The following is a 19,719-nucleotide window of genomic DNA, read 5'->3' as shown; positions in this document are numbered from 1 at the left end:
GCAGTGAGGTTAGCCCCTCGCTTTTCGGCGCGATGACGTGTACACGCGCGCCAAACAAGCTTTGAAAGCCCTCCCTCCCATGACTGAGCCTACTGCGCTTCGCAATATCGCGATCATCGCCCACGTTGACCACGGCAAGACCACGCTGGTCGACTGCCTGCTGAAACAGTCTGGCACGTTCCGCGAGAACGAACAGACCGAAGACCGGATGATGGACTCCAATGATCTGGAGCGTGAGCGCGGCATCACCATTCTCGCCAAAACGACGTCTGTCGTCTGGGGCGATACGCGGATCAATATCGTCGACACGCCCGGACATGCCGACTTTGGCGGCGAGGTGGAGCGGATCCTTCACATGGTGGACGGCGCGATCGTGCTGGTGGACGCCGCTGAAGGCCCGATGCCGCAGACCAAATTCGTTGTGTCGAAAGCGCTGAAGGTTGGGCTCCGCCCGATCGTGGCCGTCAACAAGATCGACAAATCCGACAGCCGTCCGGACTATGTGATCAACGAGGTGTTCGACCTCTTTGCTGACCTCGGCGCCGATGACGAGCAGCTCGATTTCCCGATCCTCTACGGCTCGGCCAAGAATGGCTGGATGTCGACCGATTACGATTCCCCGACAGACAGCATGGACGCGCTCTTCGACATGGTCGTGAAACATGTGCCGGAGCCTGCCGTCGAGGACGGCCCGTTCCGCATGCTGGCGACCACGATCTCATCCGACAATTTCCTCGGTCGTATCCTGACCGGGCGGATCACCGCTGGGTCGATCAAGCCGAACCAGACTGTCAAAGTGCTGTCGCGCGACGGCGAGCTGGTCGAGCAGGGGCGCGTGTCGAAAGTGTTGGCTTTCCGCGGGCTTGAGCGCGAACCGATTGATGAGGGCATTGCCGGTGACATCGTTTCGCTGGCGGGCCTCACCAAGGCCAATGTGGCCGATACGTTCGTGGACCCGTCCGTCTCCGAACCCATCGAAGCGCAGCCGATTGACCCGCCAACCCTGTCGATGACCTTCCGCGTCAACGATTCCCCTCTCGCGGGAACCGAGGGCAAGAAGGTCACCTCACGGTTGATCTGGGATCGGCTGGTGAAAGAGGCTGAAGGCAATGTCGCGCTGAAGGTTGAACGTTCGGCGGAGGCAGAGGCCTTTACCGTGTCCGGCCGGGGCGAACTTCAGCTGGCGGTCCTGATCGAGACGATGCGGCGCGAAGGCTTTGAGCTGGGCGTGATGCGCCCGCAGGTCGTGATGCAGACCGATGAAGCGACCGGCGAGAAACTCGAGCCGATCGAGGAAGTCGTGATCGACGTGGATGATGAGCATACCGGTATCATCGTGCAGAAGCTCAATGAGCGCAAAGCCGATATGACGGAGATGAAGCCGTCCGGCGCGGGCCGCACGCGGCTCGTCTTCCATGCGCCGACGCGCGGCCTGATCGGCTATCAGGGCGAGCTTCTCTCGGACACGCGCGGCACGGCCATCATGAACCGCGTCTTCCTCGAATACGCGCCATACAAGGGGGCCATCAAAGGCCGTCACACCGGCGTGCTGGTCTCGATGGAGCAGGGCGAGGCGGTGGCTTTCGCGCTGTGGAACCTTGAAGATCGCGGCCCGATGATGATTCATCCCGGCGACAAGGTCTATCAGGGCATGATCATTGGCGAGCACAACCGCGACAACGACCTCGAAGTGAACGTGATGAAGGGCAAGAAGCTCACCAACGTCCGCGCCTCAGGCACGGATGAAGCGGTGCGCCTGACGCCGCCGCTGCAGATGACGCTGGAGCGGGCGCTGGCCTATATCGCTGACGATGAGCTGGTCGAAGTGACACCCGAAAACATCCGCCTGCGCAAGGTCCACCTCGACCCACATGAGCGCAAGCGGGCGGCCAAGGCGGGCGCGGGGGCTTAAATATTTATGATCTATCCAATGCCATGATTGATGGCGCTGTCAATTTGGGTCCTCAGGGACTTTTGACAGAGTAAGAGAACTATCTGGAGCGGATATACTCATATCGATTGCATCGGAAGACATTTTCGCACGCTCTTCGGGGGTGCGGACCGACAAGATCACGGCGCTCAGCCAATCATTGAAATCGGCGTTTATCCGTTCTTCCTCATCCGCACTACGAAACCAAGAGTGGCCCGGCATCAAATTTTTGGGAATGCTGGCGATAATAAACGGGGTTCTATTGTTCTTGTGGCCCTCAACCGCCTCCAAGTTCAGTCCACCTGCACAAAATATTCCTTCTTCCTCGATCCTGGCAGCCCTTGTGTTCGCTTCCACACATTCGTCGTCTGGTTTCAATTCGTGCGTACGGAATTTTGCGTGATGGCCTACAGAGACGCGACGTAGTCCAGACTGACCGGGGTCGTTTAACAAACCCACGCCTTCAGCTAGCGCGAATGCCGTTTTTGTCGGCCAATCACCTTCACCTTGTAATGTAACAATAAGTGGAGACTGGTCGTCCTGAAAAATAAGATTTGAAGTCCGAAACTCATCGAGCGCCTTGTACGACGCGGCTTCAAACGCCGGATTGATTAGAAAAACGAGGTCCGCCGTCGGTTCGACTAATTCATAAGTGCAATGGGCGGGTTCGAAATTTTTTGGGGTGTGGCAGCCGGTATCGTCCTCTGGATAAGCCATCTGAATGGAACGTAACATGTCCTGTGCGACCGCGTTGTAGAGTATACGAGCGCCCATGCTGTGTCCGAAGTATATGACTTTCGTATTTTGCCTGCGTGTTCTCAGGCTCTCAATCGCTCCCAATATCCTCGGAATTTGCTGTCCTCTAGAAAGTTTGTCAGCCCCCGACCTTCTGCTGAAGTAATCCAAGTAAGGAATTGGCGAACTGCCCTTCCAACTCAAATAAATGCCTATAACCGCTTCGTCAGGTCGGACTTTTTCGCGGTGACGTTCGAGTAGCTTTGAAAAGTTGCAATAGTCACTGCCGCTCTCTTCAATCAAATTGCAGCTCTCTGGCGATGCGGGGGCATTGGCTGCCGACGGGAGAGCCGATGCTCTGTAGTTGTACAGCCTGTCTGAGACAGGCCCAGAATCGTTGTTCCAGCCATGGACATAGACCAAAACGGTCAGGCGTTTTCCAGGAGCAGAGTGTTTGATGGCATTCAAGGCCAAGCTGTAGTCGCAGCGACTCACAAGGTCACCGCCTTCGCTGTATCTTACTATTATGGGTCGAGCCGACGCCGACTTAGGCGCAAGAATTTTGTTGTACTCATGAAGATCGTGAGCATGATCGCCTTCAGGTGGATAAGCCGCGTCTGCGACTAGGTCGCTTCGTAACGGGCCGCGATATCGCTTGAAGTGTTTTTCTTGCTTATCGACATACTCTGGGCAGTCACTAATGGTGTCATCAGGCGCTCTGTATGCAGAAACGCATGCCGTTTGAATTGTGCAGCATAAAATAAAGATTGAAAGTATTCGCATATGCGCGCGCCCCCACTTCTCACCTAGATGAAAATACACCTATGGTTAATTTTGGTCAACTGTAGCATGGGGTTGCACTTTTCGTGGACGCCTAGCCTTCCTCGCTGGTCATCGTCAGCCGATCAATCGCCTGTTGTTTGACGCCGTCTACGGCGGGGGCGATCTGGTCCAGGGCGCTGGCGGATGAGCCGTTGGCGATTTCATCGAAGATGACGCGTGTGCCCTCGCCGTCGGGTTCGATGGTGATGGTCCAGACGACATTGACCGCCATGCCCTGAAGCGGGCCGAAGGGCGCGTCGAGGCGGATGGACTCGCCCTCGATGATGGACAGCACCGTTCCGTGGGTCACCGAATTCATGCCCCAGTTTTCCGTCCAGGTGCCGCCGGCTTCCGGATCAAGGGTCAGGTGATCAGCGGATCCGGAATAAGTATGGTCGGGGTGCCACCAGGCTACCGGCTGGAGCAGGCGCTCCCACATATCCTCTGGCGAAAGCGATGAGACGGCTTCGTGCCGCAGCGTATAATGATCGCTCGTGGCGGCCACGATTTCAGCGCTTGCCGGCAGGCAGATCGCTGCCGCTGCTGCGATGACTGCAGGTCTCATCTGCGTTCCCTCTTTCCGCCTAATCGTGAGTATTTACGCGGGAATCGGGCTTGGCAAGCTCGTGCGTAGGCAGATCATTTGCAGTTGAATCGCAGGAATCGGCTTCACGATGCCTTTTTTCCGTCATATTGTCGCACCCATGGAGCTGATGACGCATCGTGCCGCTGGTTGGAGGATCCGGTTACGGATGGCCTCTGACGATGTGCAGATTGAATCTGTCTTCCGCGATTGCCTGGCAGACTTCCCTTGGCGCCGCGCACATGATGTCGAACTTATCCGGCTCCACGGTCTTCTTGCATCCAATCACTGCCTGGTCGCGCATGAAGCGCATGCCGGTATTGTCGGCTTTCTGACGCTTGAGCGCCGCAAGGCCTATGTTCCACACCTCTTCGTCCATCGTGACTGGCGCTTTTGCGGCGTTGCGGCAGGGCTATTGCAGGTGGCCCGGGACATGGCGCGGGCGCCGCTGCTGCTTGATGTCGACTCGCAGAATGAGCGGGCCATCGCGGCGTACAAGGCGATGGGCTGGTCTGAAAAGGTTGGCCTGCTGCCGCCCCGCGAAGGCCAGAGACGCCTTAGCGGCCCCTAGACGCGGGCTGCAACGTCCTCGATTTCAGCAAGATGCCTTGCCTGTTCGGCTTCGGGCAGGAAAGAGCCTGTGAAGCTGTTCTTCGCGAGCGTGATGATCTCGTCCCGGGTGAGACCGACGGCTGCGGCTGTCTCGCGGAAATTCTCGTTTACATAGCCCCCGAAATAGGCCGGATCGTCTGAATTGACCGTCGCCTTCAGGCCGAGCGCCAGCATCTTTTTCATCGGATGATCCTTCAGGTCATCGACGACGCAGAGCGACAGGTTGGAGAGCGGACAGACAGTCAGCGTGATGCCAGCGTCGCGAATGCGCGCGACGAGGGCCTCATCTTCGAGCGACCGGTTACCATGGTCGATGCGGTCGATCTTCAACTCATCGATGGCCTCGTAAACATAGGATGGCGGACCTTCTTCGCCCGCATGCGCGACAAGCTTCAGCCCAGCCTCGCGGGCCGCTTCATAGATGCGGGCAAACTTCGACGGGGGATGGCCATTCTCGGAACTGTCGAGGCCGATACCGTGGATCTTGCTCAGCCAGGGCTGGGCCTGCTCCCAGGTCTTGAAGGCATCTTCCTCTGACAGGTGGCGCAGGAAGCACATGATGAGCCGATAGGTTATCCCGTATTTTTCCTCAGCCGCATCAAGCGCTTGCAGGATACCCTTGATGGGCACCTCGAAGGGGATGCCGCGATCTGTGTGGCCCTGCGGGTCGAAGAAGACCTCAACATGGCGCACATTGTCGGCCGCGACGCGCTGCAGATAAGCGTCGGTGAGGTCGTGGAAATCAGCCTCGGTCTGAAGGACGGACATGCCCTGATAATAGATGTCGAGAAAGTCCTGCAGGTTCGAGAACTCATAAGCGGCGCGGACTTCTTCCAACGACTTGAACGGGATGTCGACCTTGTTGCGCGCGGCAAACTCCATGAGCTGTTCGGGCTCAAGGCTGCCTTCTAGGTGAAGATGGAGTTCGGCCTTGGGCAGCGCGGCGATCAGGTTATTCAGGTCTGACATTCGGGTGATGCTCCGTCATTGAGTTCGCGAATCGAGGAAGTACTTCAAGCCAGCCTGTTCCACCAGCTCGAGCAATCGCGCAGGCGCCGGCTGAGTGCGATGCCAGATTATGAGCGTGTAATCCCATTCCTCCGTGATCATGCAATCGAGGGAAGGAATGATGAGTTTGATAAACTCGTTTGCGGTGCGACTGCCGTCAGAAATAATTTCAATGGTGAGCAGATCATTCGACGGGGCGATTAGATCAAGCGAATTTCTATCGAGATCAACTGTGTATGCGTCGAACTCGGAAGCGACTGCTCTCCAAAAAGCGGCGAATTTTGCGTCATCGTCTCGCGTCACTTCGTCGAGCAGGTGGTATCGCTCTTTCCCAAGCCAACCGTCCCACAAAGACACGAACGTCTTTTTGAGATCTGAGGCCGGTTCGAAGTTCTCGAAGAATGACTTGATTAATTCACCGAAGTTGGTTGTCAGCGCCTAGTCCTCGTTCTCTTCATCCTGCTTGGCCGGGTCGTATTTCGCGAACCAGCCCATGATATTGTCGGTCTTGGCGATCAGGCGGCTTGGCCTGCTCGCAATATAGTGGGGTGAGCCCGGCACGCGGACAAGGACGGTATCGACGCCATTCTGCTTAAGGCCGGAATAGAATTGCTCGGCTTCCCAGGCGGGCGTGCGGAAGTCCTGCTCGCCGACCATCATCATGGTCGGGGTCGTGACATTGCCGACATAGTTGATGGGCGAGAGGGCGAGGAATTTTTCCGGCTCTTCCCATGGATTGGCACCGATCCAGTGCTTGTTGACGAAGACGCCGATATCGCTGGCGAGCCCCATCGTCATCCAGTTGATGACCGGCTTGATCGAGGCAGCCGCGACGAAGCGATCGGTCTTGGTGACCGTCCAGGCGGTCAGGATGCCGCCGCCCGAGCCGCCGGTTACGAAGAGCCGCTCCGGGTCGACATAGTTGCGGGCGACCATCTCGTCGACGACGCTCATCAGGTCATCATAGTCATTACCCGGATATTTCTTGTCGATCAGCTGCGCGAACTCCTCGCCATAGCTGGTCGAGCCGCGCGGATTGGACCAGACGGTGACATAGCCTTCGGCGGCATAACGCTGGATTTCGCTGGCGAAAAATGGCCCGTACATGGAGAAGGGGCCACCGTGGATTTCGAGGATCATCGGGAAGGTGCCATTGGCCTCAAAGTCTGGCGGCAGGGCCACCCAGGCCTCAATCTCGCGGCCATCATGGCTGGACGAGACCTTGAATTCCTCGATGCGGGCCATGTCGAGATAGGGGATCACATCGGCGTTGAGTGCCGTCAGTGTACGGTCGGTCACGTTGCGGCCCGCGACCGCGACTTCGGACGGCATGTCCGGCGAGCCGGCTGTGTAGGCGAAGACCGGCCGGCTGGTGGTCGAAACAGAGAAATCGGCACTGCCATAGGGGCGGCCGATCGATGTTCCGCCGAGGCCGGAGACCGCAACGCTGGTATCGCCATCCATTTCGATCTCGAAGATGTCGAGATTGCCGGCATTCTCGATCAGGGAGTAGAGGCTGCGGCCATTGGGACCCCAGACCGTTGGGCCGAAAGAGCGGTCGAAATCGGCGGCCAGTTCGCGGACATTCGAGCCGTCTGCATTCATCAGATAGAGATTGTCCTGCTCGTAAGCCTTGATGTGGTTGTCAAAGCCGCGAAAGGCGATGGTCTTGCCGTCTGGCGAGATGACCGGGGCATAGTCCGGGCCATCCCTGTCTGTCAGGGCACGGACGGATTTGTCTGACAGCTCAATCGCATAAATGTCGCTCTCGACGGGCTGCAAGTCGCGGCCTTCGTCGAGATTGCCAGCGGCGAGCAAGGTGTCATTGTCGAGCCAGACAGGACCGGACAGGCCACCATCGGCCTCGGTGATCTGGCGGGGTGAGCCGCCATCGGCAGACAGGGTGAAGATCTGGCTGTAGCCGTCTTCAAGATAGCCGGCCCCATCGAAGCGAAAGGTCAGGTCGTCGAAGACTTTGACCGGCTCGTTCCATTCCGCGCCTTCGGGCTGCGCGATAGGCGTGGCGAAGCTCGGTTTCTCGTCTGGGACAAACATGGAGAAGGCGATGAGCTGGCCATTGGGTGACCATGTCGCCCCGGACGCGCCCTGTTCGAGCTGGGCGAGTGAGAAGCTGTCGCCGCTATCGATATAGAGAAGGCGCAGTTCCGGCTTGCCGTCCTTTGAGGTCGAGTAGAGCAGCTTCGTGCCATCGGGCGACCAGACGGGGCTGCTGGCTGACGCGCCACCGACAACGAGCGGGCGCTGTTCGCCGGACTTCACGTCGATGATCCAGAGGTCGCCGCGATCCTGGTCCTTCACCCGGTCCATGGCGTGGCGGACATAGACGATCCTGGAGCCGTCGGGGGAAATCTGCGGCGAGGTCGCATATTCGATGTCGAAGACGCGTTCGGCGGTGAAGCGGTTGGTGTCGGCCTCGTCCGGCGCGTCCTGGGCCAGTGCCGGCAGGGTAAGCGCGGGCAGGGCCATGAGGGCCGATGTGAGCGCCGTTGAAAAGAGTTTGCGTGTCATGATCATCATCCCGAATAGCCCAGTTTCAACAGGACAATGCGGTCAATGATGGAGCCGCGCAAGGCCCGCTGCTGAAGTGTCAGAGGTCGCGCCAGGTAATGTCCATGCCAAGATCGCGGGCGACCTCGTCCCAGAAGGTTTTGAGGGCGCCGCGTTGCAGGTCGACATGCGTGTCGCGTGGAATGAGGAGGACCTCCAGGCGTACACCGCGAAGATTGTCGCCGAACCGGTCTGTAATGGCATCGGCCACGCTCGACGGCGCGGGTGAATCTGGCGGCATCTCGACGCCGCCTCCGCCATAGGCTGTGAACGCGTCGGAATTCTGCAGCATGTCCGAGATCAGCAGCAGCCGCCGCGATGGCGCCGCGGGCGAATAGGCTTCTGTCTGGGCGAGGCGGGCAATCGCTTCGAGGATCGGGCTCGATGGGGCCTCTTTCGGCTCCACGAGATCGTCGAGCACACCGTCCAGGGGCCCTTCGAACATTTCAGTGTAGCGCTCTTCCATCCGCTTCGGATTACGGAAAAGCGGATTGGCCTGGTCGCCGCGTCCCGGATTACAGAGAGAGAAGGCCCCGCGCGGATCAAACCGGCCGCGCGCGTCGAGTTCGTACAGGCTGAAGCGTTCACCGAGGGCCAGCGTGTTCTGTTCGCGCCGGATCGCGGCGGCGATGCGGTCGGCCTGGACTTGTGAGTACTCATCGGTCTTGTCGACAATGACGGCGGTATGCGGGGGCAGGGTGTCGCTTTCCACGCAGAGGCTCTGTTCGTCGAACGGTTTGGGCGTCAGAACCGCGATCAGCACGAAAACGCCTGCGATCGCGCCCGCGACGGCCAGCATATTGATGAGAGCAAGACGTTTCAGCCGGGACGCGCGTGCGCCCGACCGGCGGGGCCGGTGCGACCGCCCCGATACACGGCTGCGGCTCGGACGCTTGCGCCGGCGTGCCATCAGTTATCGTTCCCGCTGGAAGGGTAGGCGTCTTTCCGGTCCGGGATTGTGACCTTCCTGCCGGTCACGCGCTCGACGGCTTCGGAGGGGGCCGCATACTCGTCGCGGAGCAAATCAGGGTCGCTGGTGAGGAGCTTGCGATAGGGTTCGATCTGGGCGTCGAGCATGCGCATCAGCTCGATCTCCTGAGACGGAGACAGGACGCGGTAGGTCTCGCCATCTTCCTCGACCTCTTCCGTGCCGAGGACTTCGCCAGCCTCACCGATCGTGTCCTGATAGGTGTCGTAATAATCCTCCAGCGCGTATTGCAGATCCTTGCGGGCGCGCTCGAACTGGCGGGCGGCATCGCTGAAGCCGGGAAAGGCTGCGTCGGACTTGCGCCCTTCGAAGGCCGCAAGGCACGAGATGGCAATGCCGAGCGCGAAGAGGACCATGGCGTCCAGCGAATGCAGCGAGAATGGCCGGCACATGGCATTCGTTGCGGCGCTGCCGATGGACTGGCCGATATCCGAGCTCAGGATGGCTTCGCACTGGGCGGCCGGAATCGGAAAGCGCGGGAAGGTCGAGGTGAAGACTTCAGGCGAGGCCAGCCCTTCAGCCCGCAGGTCGAGGATGTTGCGGTAGTGCGCCGCTGACAGATTGACCAGCAGCACCAGCACAAGGCCGAGAAAAATGGCCGCATAGGCGAACAGTCTTCGGAAATGCAGGCGGTTCCAGTTCCAGGGCGCCTTCCACGACCAGGGCGAGGTGACGTGGCGCAGCCCCCAGAAGCCGATGATGAAATAGGACACAGCGACATTGGCGAGGGAGACAGCGGCTGCCTGGAACAGGCCGCCGGAAATGCCGAACTCGCTTTGCTGTGCAAAGAAATACGCGTTGGCGGCACTCTCGAAGAGGACCAGAAGGGCGATGAAGGACAGGTGGAAGATACGCACTTCCGGATGGTCGGAGACATAGTGGATGCCAGACGTGGTGAGTTCGCCGACTTCCGGGCGCTGCGGGATTTTTCGCAGCTTGCCCTCGCCATCCTTGACCAGCTTGATCTCTGGGCCCCCACCACCAAGCTGGCGAAACCGCCAGAAACTCAGTGCGGCGCGCGCGGCATAGTCGGCTTCGAGAATGACATTATCCAGCACCGGATTGGGCCGCGTTGCGAAATAGGAGAGGTCGCGTTGTGTCTGTGCGCTGGCCTCTGAGGTCGCGTCCGCCATGTGTTGTGCTCCCAGCCGTCTGTCATCTATTAACCACAATCGGAAGGCCAGTTAAGGCTCAGCACGATATTTGTTTCGTTTGCGATACGATTTGATGCCACAACGCGGTAGGCTGGCAACTCGTAGCGCATATTGCACGTTGGTCAGGCAGAGGATCGCTGAACGGGGCATTTGGATGTTGCCCGGACTGGGTTTAGCGTATCATACGTTGGAATGACCGTCCGAAGCGTCCGGAGGACTTATGGGACTGATCTGGTGGATTATACCCGCGCTGACAGGCGTCATCGGCCTGATGCTGACATTTGCCGGGCTTGGCCGTCTGATGAAGCTGCGCGTTGCGGCTGGCGGTTTGCGCTTCCTGTTCGGGATCGGCTTTCTGGGCGTTGCTGGCGTCGGCACGTTTGCCGGGCTCAATCTGCAGACCTATCAGCGCCTGACTTATGAACGCCCGGTCGCAAAGATCACATTTTCCCGCGAAGCTGGCGTCGAAAGCGGCTATCGCGCCAATATTCAGCTTGCCGAGGGCGACCGGGTCACCTGTTTTGTCGATGGCGGCACAGAGGAAGACTGCGTCCTGACCGGCGATGAGTTCTCCATGGGCGCCCAGGTCATCACCTATAAGCCCATGGCCAACATTGTCGGTTATGACAGCGTCTACCGGCTTGAATATGTCGAAGGCCGCGTGTCGCGTCGCTACAATACCGCGACGGTGACGGAAGCGACCTCGAACGGCCTCGCCCTCTCGAAAAACCCCGGTCTCGATGTCTACACGCTGGCGAAGGAGCAGGGTAATTCGATGGGCATGGAGACCCAGTTCGGGTCCGCTGTTTACGCGCCGATGGCAGATGGCCTGTCCTATGATGTCGTGATGACGCAGGATGCGCTGAAGCTGGAGCCGGGCAATCCGGCCGCGCGCCAGGCGATGGACCGGAGGGATTAGAGCCGATGGGACTGTGGGAGAGATATGTCGTACCGCCGCTTGTCTCCTGCGCCTGCTCGACCAAGCCGATCATGAAGCAACGCGCGAAAGTGGTCCCCAAAGCGCGCGGGAAGGTGCTGGAGATCGGTTGCGGCTCCGGCACGAATTTCAATTTTTACGCCCACAATGATGTCGAGACGCTGTACGCGCTCGAACCCTCCAAAGGCATGATCAAGCGGGCGCGTAAGACCGCTTCGGATATTGGCTGGGGCAACCGGATCGAATTCCTCCAGGCTGGCGCAGAAGCCGTGCCGCTCGATGACAATAGCGTTGATACGGTGGTTATCACTTTTGTCCTGTGCACCATTCCGGACTGGCAGGGGGCGCTGAGCGAGGCGCGCCGTGTGCTGAGGCCGGACGGGCAGATCCTCTTTTCCGAGCACGGTCTGGCGCCGGATGACGGCATCGCCAAATGGCAGCGCCGCATCGAGCCGGTCTGGAGACCGCTGGCCGGCGGATGCCACCTGACGCGCGACACGGGGGACATGCTGAAATCAGCCGGCTTCACGGTCGACGAGATGGATACGATGTACCTGCCGAGCACGCCCAGGATCGCCGGTTTCTGTAGCTGGGGATCAGCGCGTGCCGCGTAGGACGCCGCCATATTTACCATTCCTTGAAGGCCCTCCTGTCATTGCGCCAGCGCTGAAACCGATCGGACTGGAAAAGTGGCTGACACCCGATACCGAAGCCGATGCCTGGCTGCTTGAGAAACATACGCTCATGGCCGAACGCCCCAGCGACACGGTACTGGGCGACGTGGATGGGGCGGCCAGCCGCGAACTCCTGTCCATGGTGGGCGAAGCGACCGGCGAAAGATGCAGCGAGTATTGGCCGAATGCGCTGGCCACAGCCGGGGCGCTGGTCTCGGATGATCTGTGCCTGCTCGAGCCGGAGAACGGCGCCTGGACGCTTTGCGCAGGTGTCGTCGCGGCGCCGACATTCTGGCGCCTGGAAGACCAGATCGGGAAAACGCTGGGCGGGCTTCACTCACCGGTGCCAGGCGGCGATCCGGAGCTCGCGTCGCGGATCAATCGGATTTTTGATGGGCTTCAGCCTGCACGCGTGCTGGAACGGTTCAACTGGACGGTTCAGGTCTCTGGTGAGCGGTTCACGCCGCGCCGTCCAACGGCTGACGGTGCCGAGCCAGAGGATCTGCACCTGCGCGTCGAACGCCAGACAATCCGCAAGCTGCCGGAGACCGGCGCCATATGTTTCACAATACGTGTTTGCGTCGATCCTCTGCTGCCCGTGCTTTCAGATCCGGAAATCCGCGAAACGTTTGAGGATTCCTGGATCGGCGCCGACAAGGACATTCGGGCCTATAAGGGCTGGGACGATATTGAAGACCTGGTTGGCCAGGCCTGCCGGCAATCGGCTGCGGCGGGATGAGCCTGTGCATTAGAAAGAGAGTGTGAGGTGGGAAAAATCGCCGAAAAGCGCGTGACCGTCGACATGGACGGTGACTTTGTCGTCTTTCTGATCGGCATGCGTATCAACAAGTTCTGGAAACCCTGGAAATGGATGCCTGTGGCCGGTGCGATGCCACGCATGATCACGGAACTGATGCAGAAGCCAGAGATTGGCATGCTGCACGCCCGGAGCCATTTCGGCCTGCGCAATGTCATGGTCGTCCAGTATTGGAAGAGTTTCGAGCATCTGCACGCTTATGCGGTCTCGAAAGAGGCCGAACATCTGCCCGCCTGGAAAGCCTTCAACAAGGCGGTGGGGGCAAACGGTGATGTCGGCATCTGGCATGAGACTTATCTGGTCCCTGCCGGTCAGTATGAGGCGATCTACGGCAATATGCCGACCTATGGTCTGGCGCATGCGGGCAATGTCGTGGATGCGGCCGGGCGGGCGCGCTCCGCCAGGGGCAGGTTGCGCCAGAGTGACGGCGCCGACCAACCTGTCGCAGATTAGCGGCTCACCGGTCGAAATCTCCGAAAACTGCTTTATGTGTTTGGGCGACGCTGATTCACTGACGATTTTCCGGGAGACGTGCATGGCCTATTGGCTCTTCAAATCCGAACCTTTCAAATGGGGCTGGGACCAGCAGAAGAAGGCCGGCAAGAAAGGCACCGAATGGGACGGTGTGCGCAACTATCAGGCGCGCAATTTCATGCGGGACATGAAAGTCGGCGACAAGGCGTTTTTCTATCACTCCAATAAAGGCCTCGAAGTCGTTGGGATCGCTGAGATTTGTGCCGAAAGCAGCCAGGATTCGACAACCGATGATGAGCGCTGGGACTGCGTCGACATTCGCGCAGTGTGCGACATGCCAAAGCCGGTGACCCTCAAGGCGGTCAAGGCGAATGAAAAGCTGGAGGACATGGCGCTGGTGACCAGCTTCCGCCTGTCTGTACAGCCCGTGAAGGAAGACGAGTGGATGGAAGTCTGCCGGATGGGCGGCCTCAACGGGAAGACGTTGAAACCGCTCTAGGCTGCCAGGTCGTAACTCATGGCGACATCGCAGCGGCAATAGCGCGCCCCGAACTGGTCGAGCCTGGCCTTGTCGTGCTGGAAGCCGGCCTTTTCATAGAGGTGGATGGCGGCTTCGCATCTCCTGTTGGTGAGCAGGAACAGATCCTCCATCCCCATTGATTTCGCACGCTCGAGGGCCTTGGCCAGCAGGAACTCGCCCGCCTTGCGTCCGCGTGCTGACGCGCGAACCCCCATCTTTGTCAGTTCGAACGCCCCGCCGTCGACGGGCATCAGGGCGCATGTGCCGATGATGCCGAGATCGGCTGCCTTCACGAAGAGGATCACGCCGCCGCGATCGATGATCTCACCCTTCGGATTTTCCATGAGCTTGAAGTCGTTTTCTTCGAGCGCGAACATGCTGTCCACCCATTCATGGGTGATGTCGTAGAAGTCGCGGTCGAGAGACGGGTCGTACTCGACGATTTCGAGCTGGTTGAAACTCTGTTCGGCTCTTGAGGCGTTGATCCGGTCAATCAGGGAGCGCTCGTCTAGCGCGGCTTCGATCTTGTCGAGGGCCTCTAGTGTGTCAGCGGTGGTTCCGGCGCACACATCGGCGGCGGCCCGGTCGATATGCGGCCAGAGATCGCGTCTCATGCGGTCGACAAGGCGCTGGCCAGCTTCGGTCAGGCTGATCACCTTGCTGCGCTTGTCGTCTGCCGCGACTTTCAGTTCGGTGAGGCCCAGATCTTTCAGCGAGTTGTGAATACGCGTGACGCCAGGCTGGCTCGCGCCGAGGCAATCGACGGCGTCGCCCACACTCATGGGGCCGAACTGGTCCAGCGCGGCGAGCAGGGGAAACTGGCTGCACTGGATCGGATAGCCCATCTCGGCATGGGCCTTGGCGGCATCGGCCTGCATACGTTCGGCGAGGCGTTTGAGCCGGCTGCCCAGCGCGAGATATCCAGATGTGACGAGAATGTCCTGGCCCATGCCTGCCTCCACAAAGAACATGTTATATAACATGTAATGGGATGGCTGAAGTCAAGCGGAATTTTGGGTGAGCGAAGCGATGCTCAGCGCTGGTATTTGATGAAGGGCGTGCGTGTGGCGACCTGATCATAGAGGATGCGGCCGCGATAATTGAATTCCTGCGTCATCCAGTAGACCGACGGTGTGCCGTGATCGTCGGCGGCCTTGTAGACAGCCTCGATCAGCGCGCGTCCGAGGCCGCTGCCGCGCACCTCCGGGTCAACGAACAGATCCTGCAGGTAGCAAACATCCTCCACCCGCCAGCAATGACGATGATAGAGATAATGAACGAGCCCGGTCGGCCGCCCGGCCTGCTCCGCGATCAGCCCGTGCATGTCGGCCATGTCCGGATCGATGAGGCGCGAGAATGTCGCCTCATACACGTCTTGGGGCAAGGAAGTTTCGTAGAAGTCCAGATAGCCGGTCCAGAGCCTTGCCCACGCGTCGCGGTCTGCCCGCCGTAGCGGCCGAATCGTGGCGCTCATCTCATTCCATCCTCAAAACTGGCGAGCGCCCACTCGGCGAAGTTGGCGAGGTTGCCGCCCCTGAACAGGAACGCGCCGACGCCAGCGGCATGCCCGGCTGCGATGTCTGTCTCCTTGTCGCCAATCAGGAAGCTCTGTTCGCGGTTCACCGGGTGGTCGGCCATCGCCTGAAGCAGCATGCCGGGGCCGGGCTTGCGATCAATGCTCTTTCTTCGATAGCGCACGACCTCACCCTCTTCATGCCAGGGGGCGAAGTAGAACTGGTCGATGGCTGTACCGGCTTTGGCGAGATCTTCTATCATATGCGCGTGAAGGGCCTGCATGTCCGCTTCGGTATAGAGGCCGCGCGCGATTCCTGACTGGTTGGTGACGACAAAAACGTACCAGCCGCGCTTCTTGAAATTGATGACGCACTCAATGGCGCCGTCGACCCACTCGAAGTCCTCGATCCTGCTGACATAGCCACGGTCGACGTTGAGGACGCCATCGCGGTCAAGGAAGAGGGCAGGGCGTTTCTGAATCATCAAAGCCCTCATAAACGAGGCTTGTGCGCGGGGCCAGCCACGAAGTTTTTCTGGCCATTTCTGGAAATTTGGCCTTTTCTTTCAACAGGGAGACGCAACGAAAAACAAATGTCTCCCTCGAGGGAGGAAATAAATGGAACAGTATCTACCCATCATTCTGAGCGCCGTCGGCGGCGGTGTGCTTGGTCCCATCATTTCGAAAATTCTTGGCGGAAGCGGGACCGGCGGACTGCTTGGCGGCATCATCGGCGGTGTCGGCGGCCACTTTGGTGCAGACGCAGCCGGCATTGGCAATCTGCTCGGCGACGGCATCATGGTGCACATCCAGAGCCTTCTGGAAGGTGGCGTTGGTGGCGGCATTCTGGGCGTCATTGCCGGCATGGTGATGAAGCCGAAGGCCTGATCGGCGCTCGACATCTCAAATGAAAGAGGCGGTCCCATAATGGTCGGGGCCGCCTTTTTCCTGGGCCCTATTCGGCGGCCGCAAGTTCGGAGACTTTTTCACGATTTGCGCGCACGCCAAGGATGAAGGGGATCGCCGCCAGCGCCGTGATGATTGCCGCCAGCATGAAGGCGGCGCCCGGAAAATGGATCGGTGCGTCATCGGCCGAAAAGGCATGCAGGGTTTGCGTCATGATGATCGGGCTGAAAATCAACATCAGTGATTGCAGGCTGGCCGTCGCGCCCTGAAGCTCGCCCTGTTCGCGCCGTGAGGTAATGCCGGAAGTGATCTGGTTGATCGCAGGCATCATGACGCCTCCCAGAGAGCCAACCGGGATGATCGCATAGACCATCCAGGGCAGGTCAGCGAAGGCGTAAAGCAAGAGCGCCACGACATTGATGAAGAGGCCCCCAGCGGCCGTGCGCACCGGGCCAAAGCGCTTGATGATCGGGCCGATCAGCCCGGCCTGAACCACGGCGGAGCCCGCCCCGACGCAGGCGAGGGATATGCCAATCTCGCGGTCGCTCCAGTCATAGCGAATGACGCCATGGAAGCTCCATGTCGATGGGAAAACCGAATGCGCGAGGCTGAACAGGCCGATTGTCGCGATGAACCAGGCCACTTTGGGCAGCTTCGAGAAGTGTTTGAACGCGCCGAAGGGATTGGCGCGGCGGATGTCGAACGGGCGCCGGTCTTCCTTCGCAAGGGATTCCGGCAGGACGAAGTATCCGTAGAGAAAGTTCAGGAAGGCAAGGCCGCCGGCGGCGAAGAAGGGCAGGCGGGTATGCATATCGCCAAGAAATCCGCCAATCACCGGTCCGACAACGAAGCCAAAGCCGAAGGCGGCGCCGATCATGCCAAACGCCTTGCCGCGTTCCTCTGGCTCTGTCGTGTCGGCGATATAGGCGTTGGCGGTCGAATAGGTGGCTGATGAAATGCCTGAAAGTGCCCGGCCGATGAAGAGAAGGATGAGCGAATGGGCAAAGCCCATGATCATGAAATCGATGCCGAGGGTCGCGATTGAAGCCAGCAGCACCGGACGGCGTCCATACCTGTCGGACAGATTGCCAAGAAACGGCATGGCGATGAAGTTCATCAGGCCAAACACGGCCCCGATCAGTCCGCCGATTTCAACCGCTTCGGAGGCCCCCCGCCCTGAGAGCTCCATCAGCAGGGATGGAAGGACCGGGATGATGATGCCAAAGCCCAGCATGTCGATCGCCACGCAGACGATGACAAACAGGAAGGCATTCTTTCCGTGCTTCTTTGTGGCTGGGGCCTCAGTCATGCGGGAAGGCAATGGCCTTGATTGGGTGGCGCGTCAATCAGCTTGGTCTGCAATTCAATCAGCCGCGTTCAGCTGTTCCTCCAGGAACTCAGCCTGACGGCGATAGTAGAAGAGCTGGTTGGCGAGTTTGCGCCAGCCATGGCCTTCGTCCGGGATGCGGACATAGGGCGCTTCGATACCGTTTTCACGCAACGTCTTCACCATGATCTCTGTCTCGGTGATGTCGATGCGGGGGTCCATCACGCCGTGCGAATAGAGTACCGGCACCTTGATATTGTCGGCCAGCGCCACCGGAGAGTTCTCGGTGTAATAATCCACCCATTCCTGCTCGCGGATATCGCCATACTCGATCCGGTCCGACGCTTTGAGCGCGGGCGAGGCGATCTGCAGGGCGGTGACCCAGTTGCCGACGCCATAAAGGGCTGCGCCCGCATCGAAGGCGTCCGGATACAGGGCGAGGACGGCGTTGACCATATAGCCGCCATAGGAGCCACCAACGACCGCCGAGCGGCTGGTGTCGACGCGGCCATCATCTTCCAGCGCGGCCAGCATATCGATGAGATCACGCACGCTGTCGCGCCGTTTCATCTGGTCGTCGAGGGTGACATAAGTCCGCCCGAAGCCGGTTGAGCCGCGGACATTTGGCTGGAAGACGGCGAGGCCACGATCCAGGTGATACTGGACGACCGGGTTGAAATTCGCGACGGACTGGCCGGTCGGGCCGCCATGCACGAAGAAGATCACAGGCGGTGGTCCGTCCTGGCTCTGCGAGCTGTCATCCGGCAGGTAGAGAAGGCCCTGCAGTTCGACACCGTCACGCGCTGTCATGCGAACACTTTCCGGCCGGATGAGGCGGGAGCGGTCAAGCCCGGCATAATTGGACGCGAAGACCTGATCGATTTCGGCCGTGCCGAGGTCGATGATGAAGACATCCCCCGGCGTGCGCCAGCCATCGACGCGCACGGCGACCTTGTCTGAGGCGGTCGAACACGACACCTGGTAAACGCCTTCGGGCAGCATCGATGTGTCGATATCGAGCGGAACGCCGTTCTCATCCATGTGCAGCGAGTAGAAGCCGTCCTCATTTTCGGTCCAGACGAGGTACTGGCCCCTGGTGCCGCACAGATTGACGCTCTCGACGTCATGGGCGGTGTGTTCGAGCACGTCAGTCCTGCCGCTCTCGACACTGTAACCCGTCAGCGCTTTCCATTCGCCGCGCTCATTTGAGGCAAAGTAGAAGCCTGAACTATCGGGCAGCCACGCAAAGCCGCCATCGCCATGATTGGCGCGCGGCTCTGGCTTGGCGATCTCTTTCAGGTCGCCCGATGCGATATCAAGGAGATAGAGATTGTCGGAATCCTCGCCCACGGTTTCAGTGGCGATCAGCTTCTTCCCGTCTGGCGAGATGTCATGGGCGAAGAAGCCGAAGACGCCTTCATAGAGGCGCGTGGTTTCGCCGGTGGTCAGGTCGGCGGTGTAGATGTCGTAATCGAGGCCATTGCGTTCAGTTGAGGCGAAGGCGATCGTCTTGCCGTCCGCGCCGAAGTCTCCGAACTGGCGGAAGCCGTCCTCCACGGCGGGCAGGACCAGCGTCTCCGATGAGCCATCGGCGGCGATGCGGAAATAGCTTTCCTGCTCATTGCCATCATTGTCGGCGCCATAGACCAGCGTCTCGCTATCGGGAGCCCAGCGGAAGAAAGTGATGCCGTTGCCGAATGTCAGCTGCTCGGGCTGGCCCCCCGTGCTGGGCACGGTCCAGAGCTGTGGCTTGCCGGTGATGTCCCATGAAAAGGCCAGCGTTTCGCCGTCAGGGGAGATGGCGGTGGTGCCCGCGCCGCTGGCCAGCAGGTATCGCGCGATGTTGGACGGATCCTGTCCGGCAAGGCCGACATTCACCGCCTCACTTTCCGGCGAGATGGCCTCAAGCGACATGTCCGGCCCGGTCTCGGCCTCCTGCGCGGTCACCGGCAGCGACGCGGCGAGGAGGATCACTGAGGTTGCGAGCATCGGTCTGAGCATGTCTGGGGTCTCCTGAAGCCTGAGAGGCTTCTTGGTGAGCCGATCGCGAAGACCTGTCAAACGCCAGACTGGACTTGCGCTGCGCGAATGCCGATTAGGCCCTTAACAGATACGGCGACCTGGGTGATAGTTTCCGCCAAGTGGTATCCA

At 59.7% G+C, this 19,719-nt stretch carries 20 protein-coding genes; 8 read left to right on the top strand and 12 right to left on the bottom strand.

All coding sequences use genetic code 11. The annotated features are described in order from the left end of the window. Positions 1–79: 79 nt before the first annotated feature. Positions 80–1,912, top strand: a complete 1,833-nt coding sequence (gene typA / locus WNY37_RS16850) for a translational GTPase TypA (protein WP_342974563.1) — start codon at positions 80–82, stop codon at positions 1,910–1,912. Between the two features lie 39 nt (positions 1,913–1,951). Here the strand turns inward: typA and WNY37_RS16845 are convergent, their stop codons facing one another. Further along, positions 1,952–3,448, bottom strand: a complete 1,497-nt coding sequence (locus tag WNY37_RS16845) for a hypothetical protein (RefSeq protein ID WP_342974562.1) — start codon at positions 3,446–3,448, stop codon at positions 1,952–1,954. A gap of 91 nt (positions 3,449–3,539) precedes the next feature. Next, positions 3,540–4,052 (bottom strand): SRPBCC domain-containing protein, encoded by a 513-nt coding sequence (locus WNY37_RS16840; RefSeq protein WP_342974561.1) that lies wholly within the window; start codon positions 4,050–4,052, stop codon positions 3,540–3,542. Positions 4,053–4,239: 187 nt separating this feature from the next. On the opposite strand from WNY37_RS16840, the gene WNY37_RS16835 reads away from it, so the two are divergent. Beyond that, on the top strand, positions 4,240–4,641 hold the full coding sequence (locus WNY37_RS16835) for a GNAT family N-acetyltransferase (protein ID WP_342974560.1): 402 nt from the start codon (positions 4,240–4,242) through the stop codon (positions 4,639–4,641). On the opposite strand, the gene WNY37_RS16830 is transcribed toward WNY37_RS16835, so the two are convergent. The 5 genes from WNY37_RS16830 to WNY37_RS16810 all read right to left on the bottom strand — a co-directional run bounded on the left by WNY37_RS16830 (position 4,638) and on the right by WNY37_RS16810 (position 10,379). Beyond that, positions 4,638–5,651 carry an adenosine deaminase gene (locus tag WNY37_RS16830; protein WP_342974559.1) on the bottom strand — a complete coding sequence of 338 codons (1,014 nt, stop codon included), beginning with the start codon at positions 5,649–5,651 and terminating at the stop codon, positions 4,638–4,640. The two genes, WNY37_RS16835 and WNY37_RS16830, sit on opposite strands and share 4 nt — an antisense overlap. 15 nt (positions 5,652–5,666) lie before the next feature. Next, the gene (locus tag WNY37_RS16825; protein ID WP_342974558.1) at positions 5,667–6,047 is read right to left on the bottom strand and encodes a hypothetical protein; all 381 of its coding nucleotides are present in this window, start codon (positions 6,045–6,047) and stop codon (positions 5,667–5,669) included. Between the two features lie 81 nt (positions 6,048–6,128). Continuing rightward, positions 6,129–8,219, bottom strand: a complete 2,091-nt coding sequence (locus WNY37_RS16820) for a S9 family peptidase (RefSeq protein ID WP_342974557.1) — start codon at positions 8,217–8,219, stop codon at positions 6,129–6,131. A gap of 79 nt (positions 8,220–8,298) precedes the next feature. Then, positions 8,299–9,168, bottom strand: coding sequence for a hypothetical protein (locus WNY37_RS16815; RefSeq protein ID WP_342974556.1), 870 nt, complete (start codon positions 9,166–9,168; stop codon positions 8,299–8,301). Next, on the bottom strand, positions 9,168–10,379 hold the full coding sequence (locus WNY37_RS16810) for a hypothetical protein (RefSeq protein ID WP_342974555.1): 1,212 nt from the start codon (positions 10,377–10,379) through the stop codon (positions 9,168–9,170). The genes WNY37_RS16815 and WNY37_RS16810 overlap by 1 nt, the downstream gene beginning before the upstream one ends. A 241-nt stretch (positions 10,380–10,620) precedes the next feature. Here WNY37_RS16810 and WNY37_RS16805 point away from each other — a divergent pair, with 241 nt between their 5' ends. From WNY37_RS16805 to WNY37_RS16785, 5 genes are all read left to right on the top strand, one after another. Continuing rightward, a complete protein-coding gene (locus WNY37_RS16805) occupies positions 10,621–11,319 on the top strand; it encodes a hypothetical protein (protein WP_342974554.1) in 699 nt (232 codons plus the stop codon). A gap of 5 nt (positions 11,320–11,324) precedes the next feature. Further along, positions 11,325–11,951: a class I SAM-dependent methyltransferase gene (locus tag WNY37_RS16800; RefSeq protein WP_342974553.1), complete on the top strand. Its 627-nt coding sequence runs from the start codon at positions 11,325–11,327 to the stop codon at positions 11,949–11,951. Next, complete coding sequence (locus WNY37_RS16795; protein ID WP_342974552.1) at positions 11,941–12,750, top strand: DUF3445 domain-containing protein; 810 nt, start codon at positions 11,941–11,943, stop codon at positions 12,748–12,750. The genes WNY37_RS16800 and WNY37_RS16795 overlap by 11 nt, the downstream gene beginning before the upstream one ends. A 27-nt stretch (positions 12,751–12,777) precedes the next feature. Next, entirely contained in the window at positions 12,778–13,281 is a 504-nt protein-coding gene (locus WNY37_RS16790; RefSeq protein ID WP_342974551.1) for a DUF4188 domain-containing protein, read from the top strand. Positions 13,282–13,363: 82 nt separating this feature from the next. Beyond that, positions 13,364–13,801, top strand: a complete 438-nt coding sequence (locus WNY37_RS16785; protein WP_342974550.1) for an EVE domain-containing protein — start codon at positions 13,364–13,366, stop codon at positions 13,799–13,801. Here the strand turns inward: WNY37_RS16785 and WNY37_RS16780 are convergent. The 3 genes from WNY37_RS16780 to WNY37_RS16770 form a co-directional block, all read right to left on the bottom strand. Further along, positions 13,798–14,772, bottom strand: coding sequence for a GNAT family N-acetyltransferase (locus WNY37_RS16780; RefSeq protein ID WP_342974549.1), 975 nt, complete (start codon positions 14,770–14,772; stop codon positions 13,798–13,800). The two genes, WNY37_RS16785 and WNY37_RS16780, sit on opposite strands and share 4 nt — an antisense overlap. A gap of 83 nt (positions 14,773–14,855) precedes the next feature. Continuing rightward, the gene (locus tag WNY37_RS16775) at positions 14,856–15,296 is read right to left on the bottom strand and encodes a GNAT family N-acetyltransferase (RefSeq protein WP_342974548.1); all 441 of its coding nucleotides are present in this window, start codon (positions 15,294–15,296) and stop codon (positions 14,856–14,858) included. Continuing rightward, positions 15,293–15,820, bottom strand: a complete 528-nt coding sequence (locus WNY37_RS16770) for an HAD family hydrolase (protein WP_342974547.1) — start codon at positions 15,818–15,820, stop codon at positions 15,293–15,295. The genes WNY37_RS16775 and WNY37_RS16770 overlap by 4 nt, the downstream gene beginning before the upstream one ends. Before the next feature lie 133 nt (positions 15,821–15,953). Between WNY37_RS16770 and WNY37_RS16765 the strand changes: the two genes are divergently transcribed. After that, the gene (locus tag WNY37_RS16765; RefSeq protein ID WP_342974546.1) at positions 15,954–16,223 is read left to right on the top strand and encodes a hypothetical protein; all 270 of its coding nucleotides are present in this window, start codon (positions 15,954–15,956) and stop codon (positions 16,221–16,223) included. Between the two features lie 67 nt (positions 16,224–16,290). Here WNY37_RS16765 and WNY37_RS16760 read toward each other — a convergent pair whose 3' ends face one another. After that, on the bottom strand, positions 16,291–17,550 hold the full coding sequence (locus WNY37_RS16760; RefSeq protein ID WP_342974545.1) for a TCR/Tet family MFS transporter: 1,260 nt from the start codon (positions 17,548–17,550) through the stop codon (positions 16,291–16,293). A 54-nt stretch (positions 17,551–17,604) separates the two neighbouring features. Continuing rightward, the gene (locus tag WNY37_RS16755) at positions 17,605–19,569 is read right to left on the bottom strand and encodes a S9 family peptidase (protein WP_342974544.1); all 1,965 of its coding nucleotides are present in this window, start codon (positions 19,567–19,569) and stop codon (positions 17,605–17,607) included. Positions 19,570–19,719 lie beyond the last annotated feature (150 nt).

The organism is Henriciella sp. AS95 (assembly GCF_038900055.1).
Lineage (GTDB): Bacteria > Pseudomonadota > Alphaproteobacteria > Caulobacterales > Hyphomonadaceae > Henriciella.
Note: the sequence above shows the minus strand (reverse complement) of the source record. Positions and strands in the feature narration are given on the sequence as shown.